The sequence below is a fragment of the cf. Phormidesmis sp. LEGE 11477 genome (genome assembly GCF_015207105.1).
Taxonomy (GTDB): domain Bacteria; phylum Cyanobacteriota; class Cyanobacteriia; order Phormidesmidales; family Phormidesmidaceae; genus Phormidesmis.
The window spans coordinates 62286-76951 of record NZ_JADEXO010000003.1 but is presented as its reverse complement, the minus strand read 5'-3'; the positions used below and the strand labels follow the sequence as shown (position 1 = coordinate 76951).

Annotated in this window: 11 protein-coding genes; 8 read left to right on the top strand and 3 right to left on the bottom strand. The window is 50.9% G+C overall.

Annotated features, from left to right (window positions below; genetic code table 11):
• Positions 1 to 28: 28 nt before the first annotated feature.
• Positions 29 to 904 carry a TIGR02587 family membrane protein gene (locus tag IQ256_RS01750; protein ID WP_193853669.1) on the bottom strand — a complete coding sequence of 292 codons (876 nt, stop codon included), beginning with the start codon at positions 902 to 904 and terminating at the stop codon, positions 29 to 31.
• Between the two features lie 378 nt (positions 905 to 1282).
• Here IQ256_RS01750 and IQ256_RS01745 point away from each other — a divergent pair, with 378 nt between their 5' ends.
• From IQ256_RS01745 to IQ256_RS01710, 8 genes are all read left to right on the top strand, one after another.
• Positions 1283 to 2023, top strand: a complete 741-nt coding sequence (locus IQ256_RS01745; protein WP_193853667.1) for a DUF2993 domain-containing protein — start codon at positions 1283 to 1285, stop codon at positions 2021 to 2023.
• A 327-nt stretch (positions 2024 to 2350) separates the two neighbouring features.
• Positions 2351 to 3307, top strand: coding sequence for a YegS/Rv2252/BmrU family lipid kinase (locus tag IQ256_RS01740; RefSeq protein WP_193853665.1), 957 nt, complete (start codon positions 2351 to 2353; stop codon positions 3305 to 3307).
• 211 nt (positions 3308 to 3518) lie between these two features.
• Positions 3519 to 5396, top strand: a complete 1878-nt coding sequence (locus IQ256_RS01735; protein WP_193853663.1) for an ATP-binding protein — start codon at positions 3519 to 3521, stop codon at positions 5394 to 5396.
• A gap of 11 nt (positions 5397 to 5407) precedes the next feature.
• The gene (locus IQ256_RS01730; protein ID WP_193853661.1) at positions 5408 to 6058 is read left to right on the top strand and encodes a sigma-54 dependent transcriptional regulator; all 651 of its coding nucleotides are present in this window, start codon (positions 5408 to 5410) and stop codon (positions 6056 to 6058) included.
• Positions 6059 to 6164: 106 nt separating this feature from the next.
• Positions 6165 to 6635, top strand: a complete 471-nt coding sequence (locus IQ256_RS01725; protein ID WP_193853659.1) for a TrkA family potassium uptake protein — start codon at positions 6165 to 6167, stop codon at positions 6633 to 6635.
• 8 nt (positions 6636 to 6643) lie between these two features.
• Positions 6644 to 7306, top strand: a complete 663-nt coding sequence (locus IQ256_RS01720; protein WP_193853657.1) for a TrkA family potassium uptake protein — start codon at positions 6644 to 6646, stop codon at positions 7304 to 7306.
• 3 nt (positions 7307 to 7309) lie between these two features.
• Positions 7310 to 8803, top strand: coding sequence for a TrkH family potassium uptake protein (locus IQ256_RS01715; protein ID WP_193853653.1), 1494 nt, complete (start codon positions 7310 to 7312; stop codon positions 8801 to 8803).
• Between the two features lie 168 nt (positions 8804 to 8971).
• Entirely contained in the window at positions 8972 to 11047 is a 2076-nt protein-coding gene (locus IQ256_RS01710; protein ID WP_193853651.1) for a cation:proton antiporter, read from the top strand.
• A gap of 19 nt (positions 11048 to 11066) precedes the next feature.
• Here IQ256_RS01710 and IQ256_RS01705 read toward each other — a convergent pair whose 3' ends face one another.
• Both IQ256_RS01705 and IQ256_RS01700 read right to left on the bottom strand, forming a co-directional pair.
• Positions 11067 to 11513, bottom strand: coding sequence for a carboxypeptidase-like regulatory domain-containing protein (locus IQ256_RS01705; RefSeq protein WP_193853649.1), 447 nt, complete (start codon positions 11511 to 11513; stop codon positions 11067 to 11069).
• A 197-nt stretch (positions 11514 to 11710) separates the two neighbouring features.
• The gene (locus IQ256_RS01700; RefSeq protein WP_193853647.1) at positions 11711 to 14626 is read right to left on the bottom strand and encodes a S8 family serine peptidase; all 2916 of its coding nucleotides are present in this window, start codon (positions 14624 to 14626) and stop codon (positions 11711 to 11713) included.
• Positions 14627 to 14666 lie beyond the last annotated feature (40 nt).

Sequence of the window (14666 nt, the reverse complement as noted above, 5' to 3'; positions counted from 1 at the left end):
CCCACGCTTAAGCTATCTATAAGCAACATCATGCCAAAATACGACCCGCTGCGCCGCCCACCGAAGCAGGCAGACCCAAAACAATCGCATCGCCCAGCCATTCCTGCCAAGGATCGTTGCCAGTCAACTGCTGAAAGAAAACCAGCATCAGCGTTGAGGCGGCTAGCACCACAATGTAAGCCAGCAGCGTCTCAGTAATCGGACTGAGCAACAGCCCCCTTTGCGTTCGCTCGGTGCGATCTGTAAACCCTGAAGCGAACACAATGATATAGGAGATAGTCAAAGAGGCGCTCATCACCAGCAGCAGCCACCAAGGAGGCATACCAGCGGCAATAATCGCAATTTCTTCGGTGGGTGCAATGCTAAAGGCGATCACAATGGCCCCAATCAAGGTGGCATCTATATCGATTAGCGTATTGCCTAGGGCGCTGCCAATCGAGTTTTTCATCGTTTTTCGCAAATTGACCGTCAGCGCCGAATCAGTGCTCAGCGTCCGCCGCTGATCAGAACGACGCCTTTCTAGCGTAGATCTCGCTAGCGTCACCCCCAAAGAGAACGGCACGCCCTCAAAGATAAGCTTGCCTAGGGCTTCGGATAAAGGCGTTTCTAGCGTGATGCGACGGAGTAAAAGCAGTGCGATCGCCGCGCAGATGATGCCAATGCCTAACGCCTCAATACTCTCTAGTACCGTTTCTAGAGGCTCGATCGATAGCGATCGCCTAAAGCCCTCTATCTGAGTAAGTAACAGCACCACGAAGAAGGTCACCGCCTGCACCAATAGCAGCCGCAGCGGATTAGTAGAAGAACCAATCGACCAGACTTCGACGGTGTAGAGCAGCGGAATGCCAAACAAAAAGCTTCCCGCTGCTCCTCGCAAAATTGCCCGCAGCTCAGCTACCCACATAAGATCTTTTTGACAAGTCCATCCAACCGTTTCTTAATTGTACTTTTATAACGGTTCGTTAATACTATGAGAGCAATTAGTGCAGGTTCATAGCTAGCCGTGATGGAATGATCTAGCTTGAGGGTAAATTAGGTTCAAGCTACAAGTTAAATTGATACGAATTGAGTTGATGCGAAAGCCAGATTAAGTTAGGGCTAGATCGATACTTTTACCACTCAGCTTGTTCTGAGTTCACTTTCTAAGCGCAATCTCCAAGCACACTTGCCTAAGGGTTTAGAGTGTAGCCCCAGCATCAGCTTGTACCCGAGCACCTGAGCAGCCCTCCGATCTGTCAATCGAGCGTTTACTCAGCAGCGCCTACTTTAAACAAAGGGGACTATGGTCACCGCAAACCCAAAAAAGAGAGAAGTTCATAGCTCAACAGCCCGGCTAACAGTTAGCCTCTCTGCGCTGCTGTGTGGACTATCCGTTATTAGCTGCACACCGTCTAGCCTAGTCGAGCAGGGAATTGAGCGCGAGCTCCCTAAGTACGTGGGTCCTGCCGAGCGCTACGACGTGAAGATCGAAGGATTTGACGCCAGTAAAGGAAGTGCTGATAGCGTTGTGGCTGTCGGTGAAAGGGTACGGCCAGAAGGCGCGCCTGTGATCGACCGACTAGCTTTGAATCTAACCGGCGTCGTCTATGACAAACAGGCGGAAAGACTTTCTCGTGTGGATAACGTCAGTCTTACAGCCGTGGTTAAAACGCCGGATCTATCAGACTTTTTAGAAACCTATCGAAACGTTCGAGAAGCTGAAGTGACGCTACAAGCACCCGATCGAGCCATGCTTCGTATCCGCCCTCAAATCGACCAGTTTGCCTTGCCTAGCGGGATTACAGTTGATGTGGGTGGCGAGCTAGTGGGCCGTGATACTCAGCTTCGCTTTGAGGTGGATAGCGTGAGCGCAGCAGGTATCGATGTCAGTGCGATCGCAGCAAGCCGTCTCTCTGACGCTATCAACCCGCTAGCGGATCTCAAGGATCTGCCAGTGGATGTAGAGATTGCCTCTGTAGTCGCCGCCGGAGAAAGCATCGGCATGGAAGTGATCGGCGATCCTGCTAGCTTTTCTCCTCAGTAGTTTTCCAAGCGGTCACAAATGCTGTCAGATTCGCGCACCAAGACGACTGCGCGAATACATCCACGCATTGCTATATCTACTCCGATTGACTTAATAAGTGTCTATCTATTCTGTGTCTATGTATAGAAGATAACAATTAGCATATATTTTATTCTATGCAGACTCTGCTATGGCTTTGTTGTCATTACCCACTGGAGGCATCTAATGGCTGCTAGTTCCCTAGCGCCGTACGACGACTCGGGTTCCTACCGTTGCGGGAAGAGTTGCCTGTTGCCCTGTAAAGGTTTTAGTCGATGAGAATTTACCAAGCAACTCTTCGAAAGCTATATGTTCAATAACATTTATCTGATTTTCAATCCTGTCTCTGGTCAAGGAAACCCTGAGGAGGATCTTGCCCTCATTCGCAGCGAGATAGAGCCAAATGCGTCGTTGACCGTTTTAGAAACGACCAAGGAAGATCCGGCTAAAAAATTAGCTAAATTAGCCGTGAGTAAAGGTGCTGACTGCGTGATCGCTTCGGGTGGAGATGGCACTGTCTCGGCAGTGGCTGGCGCTTTGATCAAGACTGATACAACATTGGGCATTGTGCCTAGAGGAACAGCGAACGCGATCGCAGCAGCTTTTAGCATCTCGAACGACCTGCGTGAAGCCTGTCGGACGATCCTAACGGGCAATCCTCACAGCATTGACGTTGCTAGCTGTAACGATCAGCCGCTGCTGCTGCTAGCAGGCATCGGACTAGAAGCAGACGTGATCTCTCAGGCCAACCGTCAGCTCAAGAACAAAATTGGTAGCGCCGCCTATATCCTCTCAGCCTTTCGGCAGGTGCAAGAGCTAGATACCTTCAAGGCGGTAATGGAAACGCCCGATCGAATCATCACGGTGAGAGCCTCTGGGATTACGGTTGCTAATGTTGCACCCGCTACTTCGGTGCTGGCGCAAGGCCCTTCCGGGGTGGTGCCCTACGATGGGTTACTAGATGTCACTATCTTTGCGCCCGAAGGAACCGGCGGGGCGATCGCCGCTTCCTATAATCTGTTTCAAACAGCCCTTAACAAGCGCTCTACCAAAAGAGAAGACGTTGGCTACTTTCGCTGCAGCTCGGTCAAAATCACAACAGATCCTGAACAAGAAGTAGTTCTAGATGGTGAAATGATTGGGCCTACCCCACTCGACATTTACTGCATTCCCGATGGACTAATGCTGATGACCCCGGCGAATGGTAACTTCGATCCGTTAGAGAAATTAGAAGATTTACCAGAGCTAGAAATTCAATACAAATAGCGCTGAAGATAGCGCTGATAGGTAGCGGTAATAGCGGGCGCACTAGACTACTCTCGCCACTGTCTTTTTGGTCAAAACATTTGTGCTCAGAGCCTCTAGGCATTCAGAGCACAGCATTTTTTAGCAGAGGTTGAAGCCTGTGTGACGTGTGGAAATCATCTAGCTGTCATCAACTTCGATATACTGATCTGCACGCAGACCTAGGTTATCTATGAAACTCCAGGCGAAGGTTCTATCGGGTTATGCAGCGAGCCTGTCACTAGTTGTACTAGTTGGGCTGTGGGGCGTTTTCAATCTCTGGCGATTGGGTCAGGCTAGCGGCGATATCTTGGAAGAGAACTATCGCAGTATTCGCGCCGCCGATAGCATGATCGACTCTTTGGAGCGGCAAGATAGCGCAACGTTAATCCTGCTGCTGGGCGATGCGGGAGAAGGGCGCTCTATTTTCCGTGAGTATCAGGTGCAGTTCTTGCAGTGGCTGGGCCGGGCTAAGGACAACGTTACGCTACCGAGTGAGTCAGAAATTCTTATTGAACTAGAAACTGCTTATGAAGAGTATCTGCTCAGTGTCGATCAGCTAATTGCCGCACCCGAGAATAGAACAGATGAGTATGAACAGGCAGTGCGCCCGGCATTTCAAATTGTTCGAGCTTCAGCTGCTGAGCTAAGAGACACCAATCAGAGCGCGATGAGTGCTGCTGCTGAGCGAGCGGCGGCAACATCACGGCAGGCGATCGCGTCGGTCGCCACTGCCGGACTCAGCGCTGCTGCCGTCGGTTTTATCATTAGCTGGCTGCTTTCACGTAATCTGATTCGACCGGTCGAGGCCATTCAAGAGGCCACCGAGCAAATTGCGAGCGGTAACTATGATGTCAAGCTGGCGATCGCCTCTAGAGACGAACTCGGCCAGCTAGCCGACGAAATCAACATTATGAGCCAGCGGCTTCAGGCATTTAAGGCGCTGAACTTGGATAAAGTAGTGGCCGAAAAGCAGCGCAGCGAAGCGATCATCTACAGTTTGAGTGATGGCATTGTCGTCGTCGATGGTCAGCTCCATATTGTTGCAATTAATCCAGTGGCTGCTACTATATTTGGCACTAAGCCGGAGCTGGCTCAAGGCCGTCACTGCCTAGAGATTATTGACGATCGCACGCTATATAGCCAGATTCAGTCTGTTGCAGAGTCTCAAACGCCTGTACTGCCAGCAGGGACTCAGACAGCAGACGCTGACGCCACAGAGTTCGAGACAGCAGATGACAACACCAGATGCGCCGAGCTGACGGTTGAACGGGGCAGCGTCGAGCACTATCAATATTTGGCCACGCCGGTAACAACGCCAGACAACCGCCGACTAGGGGTTGTTCTACTGCTACAAAATGTCACCAACCTAAAACAGTTAGACCAGCTCAAAAGTGAATTTGTCATGACCGCTTCTCACGAGCTGCGAACGCCGCTGACCGGTATGGCAATGAGTATCAACTTGCTAACAGAAACGGCTAAGACAAAACTCTCTGAGAATGAACAGGCGCTTTTGCAGACCGCGCAAGAGGATGTAGAGCGGCTGCGAGAGTTAGTCAATGACCTGCTAGATCTTTCTAAGATTGAATCTGGCAAGCTAGAGATGGAAAAAGCAACGGTAGATCCTAAAGCGCTAGTCGAAAAAGCAATCGACCTATTAAAGATTCAAGCAGAAGACAAACAGATTGAAGTCACCAGTCAAACGGCCAGTAACTTACCTCATGTAGAGGCAGATATCAACAAAATTACGTGGGTGATGACCAACCTGATTGCTAACGCGCTGCGCTACGCCAAAGAGACTATTAAAATCATGACCAGACGTCATGGCACTTGGATATCGATTGCCGTGATTGATGACGGGCCTGGCATTGACCCGGCCTATCAGACCAAGATCTTCGACAAGTTCGTGCAGGTCAAAACCGAAAAAGACGTGGGCGGTACCGGGTTAGGACTCGCCATTTGTAAGGAGATTATTAAGGCACATGGCGGTACAATTTGGGTTGATTCAACCCCTGGTCAAGGTAGCACGTTTACTTTCACACTTCCTGTTACTTCTTCTACCCCCGCATGAGGATATGATCGATGCCTAACTCTAGTATTTTAGTCGCTGATGATGAGAAAAGCATTCGCTTAACAATTAGCCAGGCGCTTTCCTCTCAAGGCTACAAGGTTTCTACTGCTGTCGATGGTAGTACTGCCCTAGAGCAGCTAAAGGAAACACCTGCCGATCTGCTGCTGTTAGATATTCAAATGCCTGGGATGGACGGCATCGAGGTATTGCAAAAGGCGATCGCGCAGCAGCCTTCGCTAAAAGTAATCATGGTTTCAGCGCATGGCTCGGTCGATAACGCTGTCGATGCGATGAAGCTAGGCGCAGTTGACTATTTGCAAAAGCCGTTTACACCGAGTGAGCTGCGTGAGCTAGTCAGTCGCGTTCTAGAAAGAGAGGCGGTAGAGAGCGGCGACTATGACGCGCAGGTTACCAATGCTCGCCAGTTAGCAGGTGAGGGCAAGTATGAGGATGCGATCGCAATCGTTAAGCAGTGTATTGGCAGTCATCCCGAGAATGCGGCTGGCTTCAATTTACTAGGCGAACTGTTAGAGGCAGGGGGCGATCGCTCAGAAGCGCTGAAGAACTATCGCGTCGCGCTCGATCTCGATCCAACCTATACAGCGGCTAGCAAAAACCTAGACAGAGCAGCAACCAACCCCAGTTCAAAACCTTCCTTTTAGTTATTTTAGTTATTTTCCGAACGCCTTTGAGGTAGGTTGCGTTAAAGCAGCTAGTCTTGCACCTACTTTCTATCTGACCGTTTTTTAGTAGCGAGAACTCCTGTCTATGGTTTCTAACCTCTTTGGTGGTAGTGCCAAACAATCTCAGTACATTGTCATCGTCGGCTGTGGACGGCTAGGCTCTTTGCTAGCTGGCGATCTTAGCTCCCAGGGGCATAGCATTGTCGTAATCGAACAAAACGAATCGTGCCTCGGGAATCTCTCTAGCGAATTTAGTGGATTTAGCGTGGTGGGCGATGCCGCCGAGCTAGCCACACTGCGTCAAGCCAAAGTAGACAAGGCCGACTGTCTGCTCGCCGTCACAAGCGAAGACAATATCAATCTGATGGTGGCGCAGATTGCTAGAACTGTTTTTGAAATTCCAATTGTGCTTGCTCGCGTTTTTGATCCCGATCGCGAAGCAATTTATCAAGAGCTAGAGATTGATACGATTAGTCCGACTCAACTTTCTGCCGACCTATTTTTGCAAAGGCTAGGCGAGCGTTTTGAGAATCAAAGTCAGCAAAGTGCTAAGTAGGCAGCAAAATGAGAATTATTTTGATTGGGACCGATAAGCTGACCTATTTTTTGGGTCGGCGATTTGCCAGCAAAGGATATTTTTTGACCATCATCACCCCTGAAGAAGAGAATGCGATCGCACTTTCTCGTAAGCTAAAGGCAACAGTGCTAACGGGCAATGGCAGCGATCCGGCTATGCTTCAAGAAGCAGGCGCGTATCAGGCAGATGTGCTGCTGGCACTAACGCCAAAGGATCAGGACAACCTGATCGCCTGCCAGATCGCTCAAGACCGCTACGGTGTGCCCAAGACAGTGGCGCTAGTCAACGATCCAGAAAACCGAGAGATCTTTGAAGAGCTAGGCGTGAGCGTGGCTTTTTCAGCGACTGAAGTGCTCGGCTCGATGATCGAGCAGCAGACAGCGAGCGCGGATATTCGCAATCTAGTACCCGTGACCGATAGCGGAGTGACGATTACAGAAGTTGTCTTAGCAGAAAACAGCCCTGCGGTCGGCTCGGCCATCAAAGATTTGAAACTGCAAGGGGCCGTCGTGGCCTGCGTCGTTCGGCGAGGCCGGGTGCTATTGGCGCAGCGGCGCAGCTATTTGCATGCGGGCGATCGCGTCTTGCTAATCAGCGAAAGTGACAGATATGGTCAGGCTCAAAAAGCCTTGACTGGTGAGGGGGCCTAGAACATGCGTCATCAGAGCTTTTTGCGACAACGGTATCAAGCGATCTTGGGCTATACCGGACTTACCTGTGCGATCGCGGGTCTTTGCATTTTGGCACCGCTTTTGGCCCTTTTTGCCTACCCCGAAGAAGCCAATCTGGCCTGGGGGTTTCTCTTGCCAGGACTGGGCTTGAGCGGATTGGGTGTCATTCTGTGGCGATCGCTCGCGCCCAAGTCTGGAGCGACGCTGACCCTACAAGAAGGGTCGGTCATCGTCGTACTCTCATGGTTTTTGGCCGTGCTATTTGGCACGGTGCCGTTTCTAACCGTGGGCGGGCTGAACTTTACGCAGGCCGCTTTTGAATCGACTAGCGGCTGGACGACAACTGGGCTATCGGTAGTCGATGTCACCGCGACGTCTAATTTGATTTTGCTGTATCGCAGCATTATGGAATTGTTTGGCGGGGCCGGACTGGCGATTATTACCTTGAGTGCGATCGCCGGCCCAGTCGGGGCGAGTCTTAGCAGCGCTGAAGGTCGCGCCGAGCAGCTTGCGCCCAACGTTCGGCGCTCGTCTAAGCTGGTGGTAATTATCTACAGCAGTCTGTGCGCGATTGGCATCGTGGCGCTGCGAATCTCTGGCGTCGGCTGGTTTGACGCGGTCAATCACTCTTTTGCGGCGCTCTCAACCGGCGGTTTTTCTACCCGCCCAGATTCGATTGGCTACTGGGATAGCCCCTTCGTCGAGGCGGTGACCATCGTTCTGATGCTGTTTGGCGGTCTAAACTTTGTCACTATCTACCTGCTGCTGACGGGCAGTATCAAATCTGTCGTTCGCAACGGTCAGGTGCGATTGCAGGCATTTATGATTCCGCTGGTCGCCGTGATTATCTTTTTTGGCTCTGCTATCGGGCTATACCCTACGTTGGGCAAGGCCGTTCGCGTCTCTATTTTTGAAGCGGTGACCGCGCTGACTACGACCGGATTTTCTACCGTTGGCTATGGCGATTGGAACAGCCTGCCCTGGATCGGCATGATTGTGCTGATGCTGATTGGCGGCGGGGCGGGCTCGACAGCAGGCGGCATCAAGCAGCTAAGAATCTATATTCTCTATCGCGCCTTGATCTCAGAATCTAAGCAAATGCTGCTGCCAAAAGGTGCCATCAATGAAACTCAGATATGGCAGGGAGAACAGCGTCGATTCTTGCAGGCAAAGCAGATTCGCCAAGTCTCGCTGTTTGTTTTTTTGTATATGGCGATTTTCTTTATCGGCAGCGCCATCATGATGGGCTACGGCTATTCCTTGCAAGATAGCTTATTTGAATACGCTAGCGCGATGGGAACGGTCGGACTGTCTGTGGGGGTAACGGCTGCCGACGCCCCTGTTGGCATGCTGTGGGCTGAGACCGTCGGCATGTTCTTAGGCCGTTTGGAGTTCTTCACAGTGTTTGTTGGAGTCGCTTGCATGATTCGAGACTTCGGGCCGATGGTCAGCCGCCAGACTAAGCCCTCTTCCTAGCGAATTGCCACTGCGTAAATTGTAGTAACCGCCGGATGCATCCGGCGATTGCTGACCACTTAGCTCTATATGCAATATGCACACGCGGGTCATGCACACGCGGGTCTCACCAATTGAAAATGTGCAGAGCTAAGTGGCAAAAGCTATAACATCTCGTGAGTTGATATTTTGCTAGCCACCATCCTTTCGATCAACTCCTTTGTAGTTGCTAATTTCCTTTCTAATCCGATCACTGACCCGGTCGCTATCTTCTTAACAATCCTGGCAATTATGCTGGTCGCGCCGCTGCTATTCGAGCGACTGCAGCTACCAGGTATTGTCGGGCTAATTCTGGCAGGGGTGGTGGTCGGCCCTGATGGACTAGGGCTGCTAGAGCGCGATGGCACGATTGTGCTACTAGGCACCGTGGGCCTGCTGTTTTTGATGTTTATGGCTGGGTTAGAAACCAGCCTAGATGACTTTAAAGAAGATGGTGATAAGGCAACTCTGTTTGGGATCGCGACGTTTCTAATTCCGCTGGTGATCGGAACAGGGGCGATGCTAGCGCTAGGCTACGGCTGGCTAGCGGCGATTCTGGTGGCGTCTTGCTTTTCTTCGCATACGCTGCTGGCACTGCCCGTGCTAAACAAGCTAGGGATTATGCGGGCCTCTGCCGTCTCGGTGACGCTAGGGGCGACTTTAATTACGAATGTTCTAGCGCTGCTGACTCTGGCCGTTATTATCAAAGCCGATGAGGGTAGTCTGACGCTCTCCTTTTGGCTGTTTCTAATTCCGGCGCTGACTATATACACCGTAGCCTGCCTGTGGGGCGTGCCCATTTTGGGCCGTTGGTTTTTTCACAGGTTCGGCCATGATGAAAACGCTGAATTTACTTTTGTGCTAGCGACGCTGTTTGTCGTCTCCTATGCGGCCAGCGTGATTGAAATAGAACCGATTATTGGGGCGTTTCTAGCGGGCATCGCGCTAACGCCGCTGATTCCACAAGTTAGTCCGCTGATGAACCGAATTCAGTTCATTGGCAACGCGCTGTTTGTGCCTTTTTTCTTGATTTCGGTCGGCATGCTAATTGATCCAGTGGCGCTAATTCGTCAGCCTCGGGTGCTGCTGATCGCTGGAGTGATGATTGGTGCGGAGATAGTGGGCAAATACGCGGCGGCTTGGATAGCGGGCAGGCTATTCGGATTTCGATCGCCAGATGTGATGGTGATGTTTGGGCTATCGATTGCTCAGGCGGCTTCAACGCTAGCGGCGATTACGGTGGCGTTCAACATTGGGCTAGTCGATCAGCTCACTGTCAATGGCGTGGTGGCAATGATTTTGGCGACCTCGATTATATCGCCCTGGATCGTGCAGCGCTGGGGAAGAAAAGTGGATGTGGTGGCCCCTAAGTCTGAAGGCGCACCCCAGGCGCTGATGCGGCGCGTTTTGGTAACCGTAGCCAACCCTAGCACGGAAGATACCTTGCTAAATTTGGCCATCATTTTGGCCAGAGCAGGAGAGGGGACGCTGCTGCCTTTGAATGTTATTTGCGATCGCAAGCGAGCGGTTTCAGCAGCGGACAAAAGGCAGCAAGTAAAGCTCTTAGAAACAGCAGAAGATATTGCTCATGCGACGGTGACCAAAGTAGAGCCGATTGGCCGAGTAGACGACGCCATCGATAAAGGAATCTTGCGGACGGCGGTAGAGCAAGATGCGAGCCTAATCGTCTGCGGCTGGAAAGGCTATTCCAGCTACAAAGACAACTTTTTTGGCGATGTGCTAGATACGGTTGCTTCTAGAGCGCAGGTGCCTGTACTGGTGACCCGATTTGTTTATCCCATCTCAAATACGGGGCGGATTATTTTGGCGGTCAACCGGCAGCAGGCGCTCTCAGAGAACTTCGCGCCGACGCTGGAGATTGTTCAAACTATCGCCAATGAGCTCAAGTCTACGCCCCAAGTGCTGATTGTCAGCGGTCGCAGGCAGTCTCTTTTGGACAAGGGGGCGCTATGTGAAATCAGCCCAGAGATCACAGTCGAACAGGTCAAAGGATCTTTGTTCAAGCGCATCTCCAAACGCATACAGCCCAACGATTTGCTTGTACTAGAAGTCAATACCAGCAAAAAGCAGATAGCAGGCATGCCAGCGATTGGCTATATCCCTGAAGAAGTAGTGCGATCGCATCCCAACGTCTCTATCCTCGTCGCTCACTACCCTTTACCAACTAAGCCCAAACACCAGCCCAAACGTCAGGCCAAACGTTAGGCCAAACAATGATTCACCTCTAGAAGACAGCGTTCTCACTATTGACCAAATCCACCTCAGTCGTTTGATCTTCAGTCACCTCCACTGAACTGTAGCTACCATCACCCTGAAAGCTATTGAGATAGAGATCTTCTTCGTACTGAGCAAGTACCGTATACTCTCCTTCTGGCAGTCCAACGGCAAACCTTCCTTCAGCATCGCTCGCTACCCAGCCAATCAAACCCGGATGCTCTCTAGCTTCTGCTAGCGCCCAGCGAGGAGACATATTCTGGACTTTGCCAGAAAATATCCACACCTGAGTACTCACCAGCTCAGTCGCCTGACCATTTTGGCTAGGGCTAGAACCGGGCATATGGTTGCCGCTTAAGCGCTGCACAGTACCGACAATGCCTTGAGATTCGGCAGGCAGCGTCTTTTGATCTAGCGTGCTTGGAGAAGGAAGCTCAACCGCTGGGCGAGAAGACATAGAATCATTCGGGGGAACTGATAGGGAAGATGATGGCGCGCCTGAGTGCGATTCTAGCTGCGAGCAGGCAGCCGCAGAAAGCCATAAAGCTATCAAGCACACAGGGGTTAATAGAAACCGACTGCGGAAGTTCTTATACAAGGGCTGTTACCTCATGGCTGATACGGCAATCTTTTCGCAGTGTCTACAAGCAAAGCCTAAGGCAGCTTGGTAGCCGAGTCCATTAGGATTTTGCGAACCTGAGCATGGGTTAAGTTTGGCTTTGCCTGTAGTAACAATGCTACTACGCCTGCCGAGTGAGGCGCGGCCATAGACGTGCCGCTATAACGGCTGTAGTTCTCATCGGGCGTTGTAGATAGAACGTCTACGCCTGGAGCAGTAACGTAGCGCATATTCGCGTCATAGCCTGCTGGATTGGAGAAGCTGGCCGCAGTGCGATCGCTATCTAGTGCGCCGATGGCAATGCCGTAGTCAATCGCATAGCGTGCTGGGAACATAGGCTGAGTAGCTCCAAAAAGTCCGCCTTCATTTCCAGAAGCTGAAACAACAATTACATCTCGCTCAGACGCATAGCGCATCGCCGCGAGCACATCTGGCGCAGAAGAACTGCTACCCAAACTGAGATTGACAACATCTGCGCCATTGTCTACCGCATATCGAATACCTGCGGCAACGTCAACATAAAAGCCAGAACCGGCTGCATTCAAAACCTGGATTGGCATGATCTGAGCGTCATAGGCCACGCCTGTCACCCCAATATTGTTTTTGGCAGAAGCAATCGTACCCGCGACATGTGTGCCGTGGCTGTTTTCATCCATTGGATCGTTGCTGTCGTTGACAAAGCTCCAGCCGCGAATATCGTCTATATAGCCGTTGCGATCATCGTCTATACCGTTGTTGGCAATTTCGTCTTTGTTCCTCCAGATGTTCTGGCGGAGCTCGCTATGGTTGTAGTCCACACCCGAATCTACAACCGCTACAACAATGCCTTTCCCGGTATAGCCTTTAGCCCAGGCTTCAGGCGCGTTAACCATATCTACGCCCCAGTTATTGCCACCTAGATCGCGGACGTCTTTCAGTGGAGTAGTTCGACCCAGCGCGGTAGCGATCGCATCCGCAGCGTTGATTAGCCCATAGCCATAGGTACTATCAAATCCCTCTGGCACATCCTCAGCCGCTAGAGACAGTTGGTAGGTTGACAGCGGATTGTCTGGCCCTAAGAGCGAACTGCGAGGCGTCAGCCGGATATAGTAGACGCCCGCATCTAGCAGCGCATCTATACTCTCTGGACTATCGTTATAGCGCGACGAACTCTCAATGACCCTGCCACTACTATCGAGTAGCTTGACATTAATATTGTCATTTAGCTCGGTCACACTTAGGCTAAATCCCTGTCTCTTTTTGAGTTCAAAGCGGTAGTAGTCCTCTTTGTCATCACCCGCTCCCAACAGATCGCTAACAGAACGACTGCGATTCAAAACACCTAGGTCACGAGCTTTCTCTCTTGTATTACCAGCGCCGTCTGCAATAGATAGCGGGGTGGTAGACAGCGATAAAGTATAGTCAGTATCGCGGCTGTAATAGGGATTCACATAGACGCGAACATAATACGTGCCGGGGTGCAACGACTTCAGCATGCCTTCAGGCAATATGCCTTCATGCTGAGAAGACCGAAGGCTAGTACCGCTACTGTCATATAGTTCGACGCTGGCAAGCGCCCCTAGATCGCCTAGGGATACTTCTAGCTGACTGACTTTATTAACGTTAAAGCGATAGTAGTCATTTTTGTTGTAAGGCCCTACAAAGCTTTGGAAAGAGCGCTGTTTACTGAGTCGGCCCATATTAAACGCAGTCGCAAACGTGTTGCCTGCTTGGTTCGAGCGCTCTGTTGCCGATAGATCTAGCGTGTAGTCTGCGCCTATAAATGAGAAATAAGGAGAAACGTTTACATAGTAGGTTCCCGCTGTCAGCGCCACCCTAATGCTCTCATCGCGGCCCGAAACCCAAGCAGAATTGGCGATCGCACTGCCGCTACTGTCTAATAGCTGCGCGTCCACAGGCCCACTCAATACGCCTAAGATCAGGCTAAAGTCGCTGTCTTTTTCTAACGTGAAGCGGTAGTAGTCATTTTGATTGGTAGATCCAAGCGAGTTCTCAAAGGAGCGGCTGCCGCTAAAGCTGCCAAGATCGCCAGCGGTATCTAATGTATCGCCTGGTCTAACGTTCGGATTTGGTGAAGACAAAGCTGCCGTTGCAGATAGCTGAAGTTTGTAGGCGGTATCGGACTGTTTATGCGAGAAAACCTTTATGAGGTAGTCGCCTGCTGCCAAAGTTCGCTCGATACTTTCAGCGTCTGTTCTCTTATTAGCAGACTTTTCAATTGTCTTTCTGTCACTGCTGAGTAGCCTCACATTGGCATTTTCTCCCAACCCAGTCAGCGATAGGCTAAATTTACTCTCCTGTGAGAGACTAAAGCGATAAAAGTCGTTTCGATCATTTCTGCCAACAAAGTCTTTGACTCGGGTAGACTGGTTCAAAACACCTAAATCGCGGGCCCTTCCAGGAGTATTTCCCGCCCGGTCAGGTTTAGAAGAACCCGCAGCAGCCTCAGACAGCATTAGTCTGTAGTCTGTGTTAGCTTTCTGAGTATTCGAGAACTCTTTGACAAAAGAATCTTCCTCTATCAAAACTCTATCGAGACTTTCGGATTTATATTCTGGCTGAGTAGACTTGGCGATCGCATCACCTTGACTATTGAGCAGCATCGTTGTAGCAACAGATTGAGACAGACCCGTCAGGGGATCCAATGTGCCGATGCCGCTGGCATCATACACAACGCCTGTATGAGCGGTAGACTGCTCAAAGGTTGTCTCACCAAAAGCTATCTCACCAAAGGCCATCTCACCAAAAGTCATCTCCCTATTGGCCTTACTGCTAGTCTCACTACTGGCCAGCGCCCCAGCTAAGTCGATCGGTTCTGGTCTGTTCAAAGCTAGTGAAGATTGGTTTTGAAGTGACTCTAAAATAAGATCAGGACTAGTCGATTCGGCTAATGGGAAAGTCCCTTTAGTCGCCAAAAACATTGACTCAGAAGACGAAGGCTCAAACAACATCACGAATTACCCTGCACATAAAACTTCTAATCACTCACGG

Excerpts from the sequence above, each read along its gene's own strand:
- IQ256_RS01750 (WP_193853669.1), bottom strand. The coding sequence starts at position 904 with ATGTGGGTAGCTGAGCTGCGGGCAATTTTGCGAGGAGCAGCGGGAAGC.
- IQ256_RS01715 (WP_193853653.1), top strand. The coding sequence starts at position 7,310 with ATGCGTCATCAGAGCTTTTTGCGACAACGGTATCAAGCGATCTTGGGC.
- IQ256_RS01700 (WP_193853647.1), bottom strand. The coding sequence starts at position 14,626 with ATGTTGTTTGAGCCTTCGTCTTCTGAGTCAATGTTTTTGGCGACTAAA.
- IQ256_RS01725 (WP_193853659.1), top strand. The coding sequence starts at position 6,165 with ATGGTTTCTAACCTCTTTGGTGGTAGTGCCAAACAATCTCAGTACATT.
- IQ256_RS01740 (WP_193853665.1), top strand. The coding sequence starts at position 2,351 with ATGTTCAATAACATTTATCTGATTTTCAATCCTGTCTCTGGTCAAGGA.
- IQ256_RS01735 (WP_193853663.1), top strand. The coding sequence starts at position 3,519 with ATGAAACTCCAGGCGAAGGTTCTATCGGGTTATGCAGCGAGCCTGTCA.
- IQ256_RS01705 (WP_193853649.1), bottom strand. The coding sequence starts at position 11,513 with ATGTCTTCTCGCCCAGCGGTTGAGCTTCCTTCTCCAAGCACGCTAGAT.
- IQ256_RS01745 (WP_193853667.1), top strand. The coding sequence starts at position 1,283 with ATGGTCACCGCAAACCCAAAAAAGAGAGAAGTTCATAGCTCAACAGCC.
- IQ256_RS01730 (WP_193853661.1), top strand. The coding sequence starts at position 5,408 with ATGCCTAACTCTAGTATTTTAGTCGCTGATGATGAGAAAAGCATTCGC.
- IQ256_RS01720 (WP_193853657.1), top strand. The coding sequence starts at position 6,644 with ATGAGAATTATTTTGATTGGGACCGATAAGCTGACCTATTTTTTGGGT.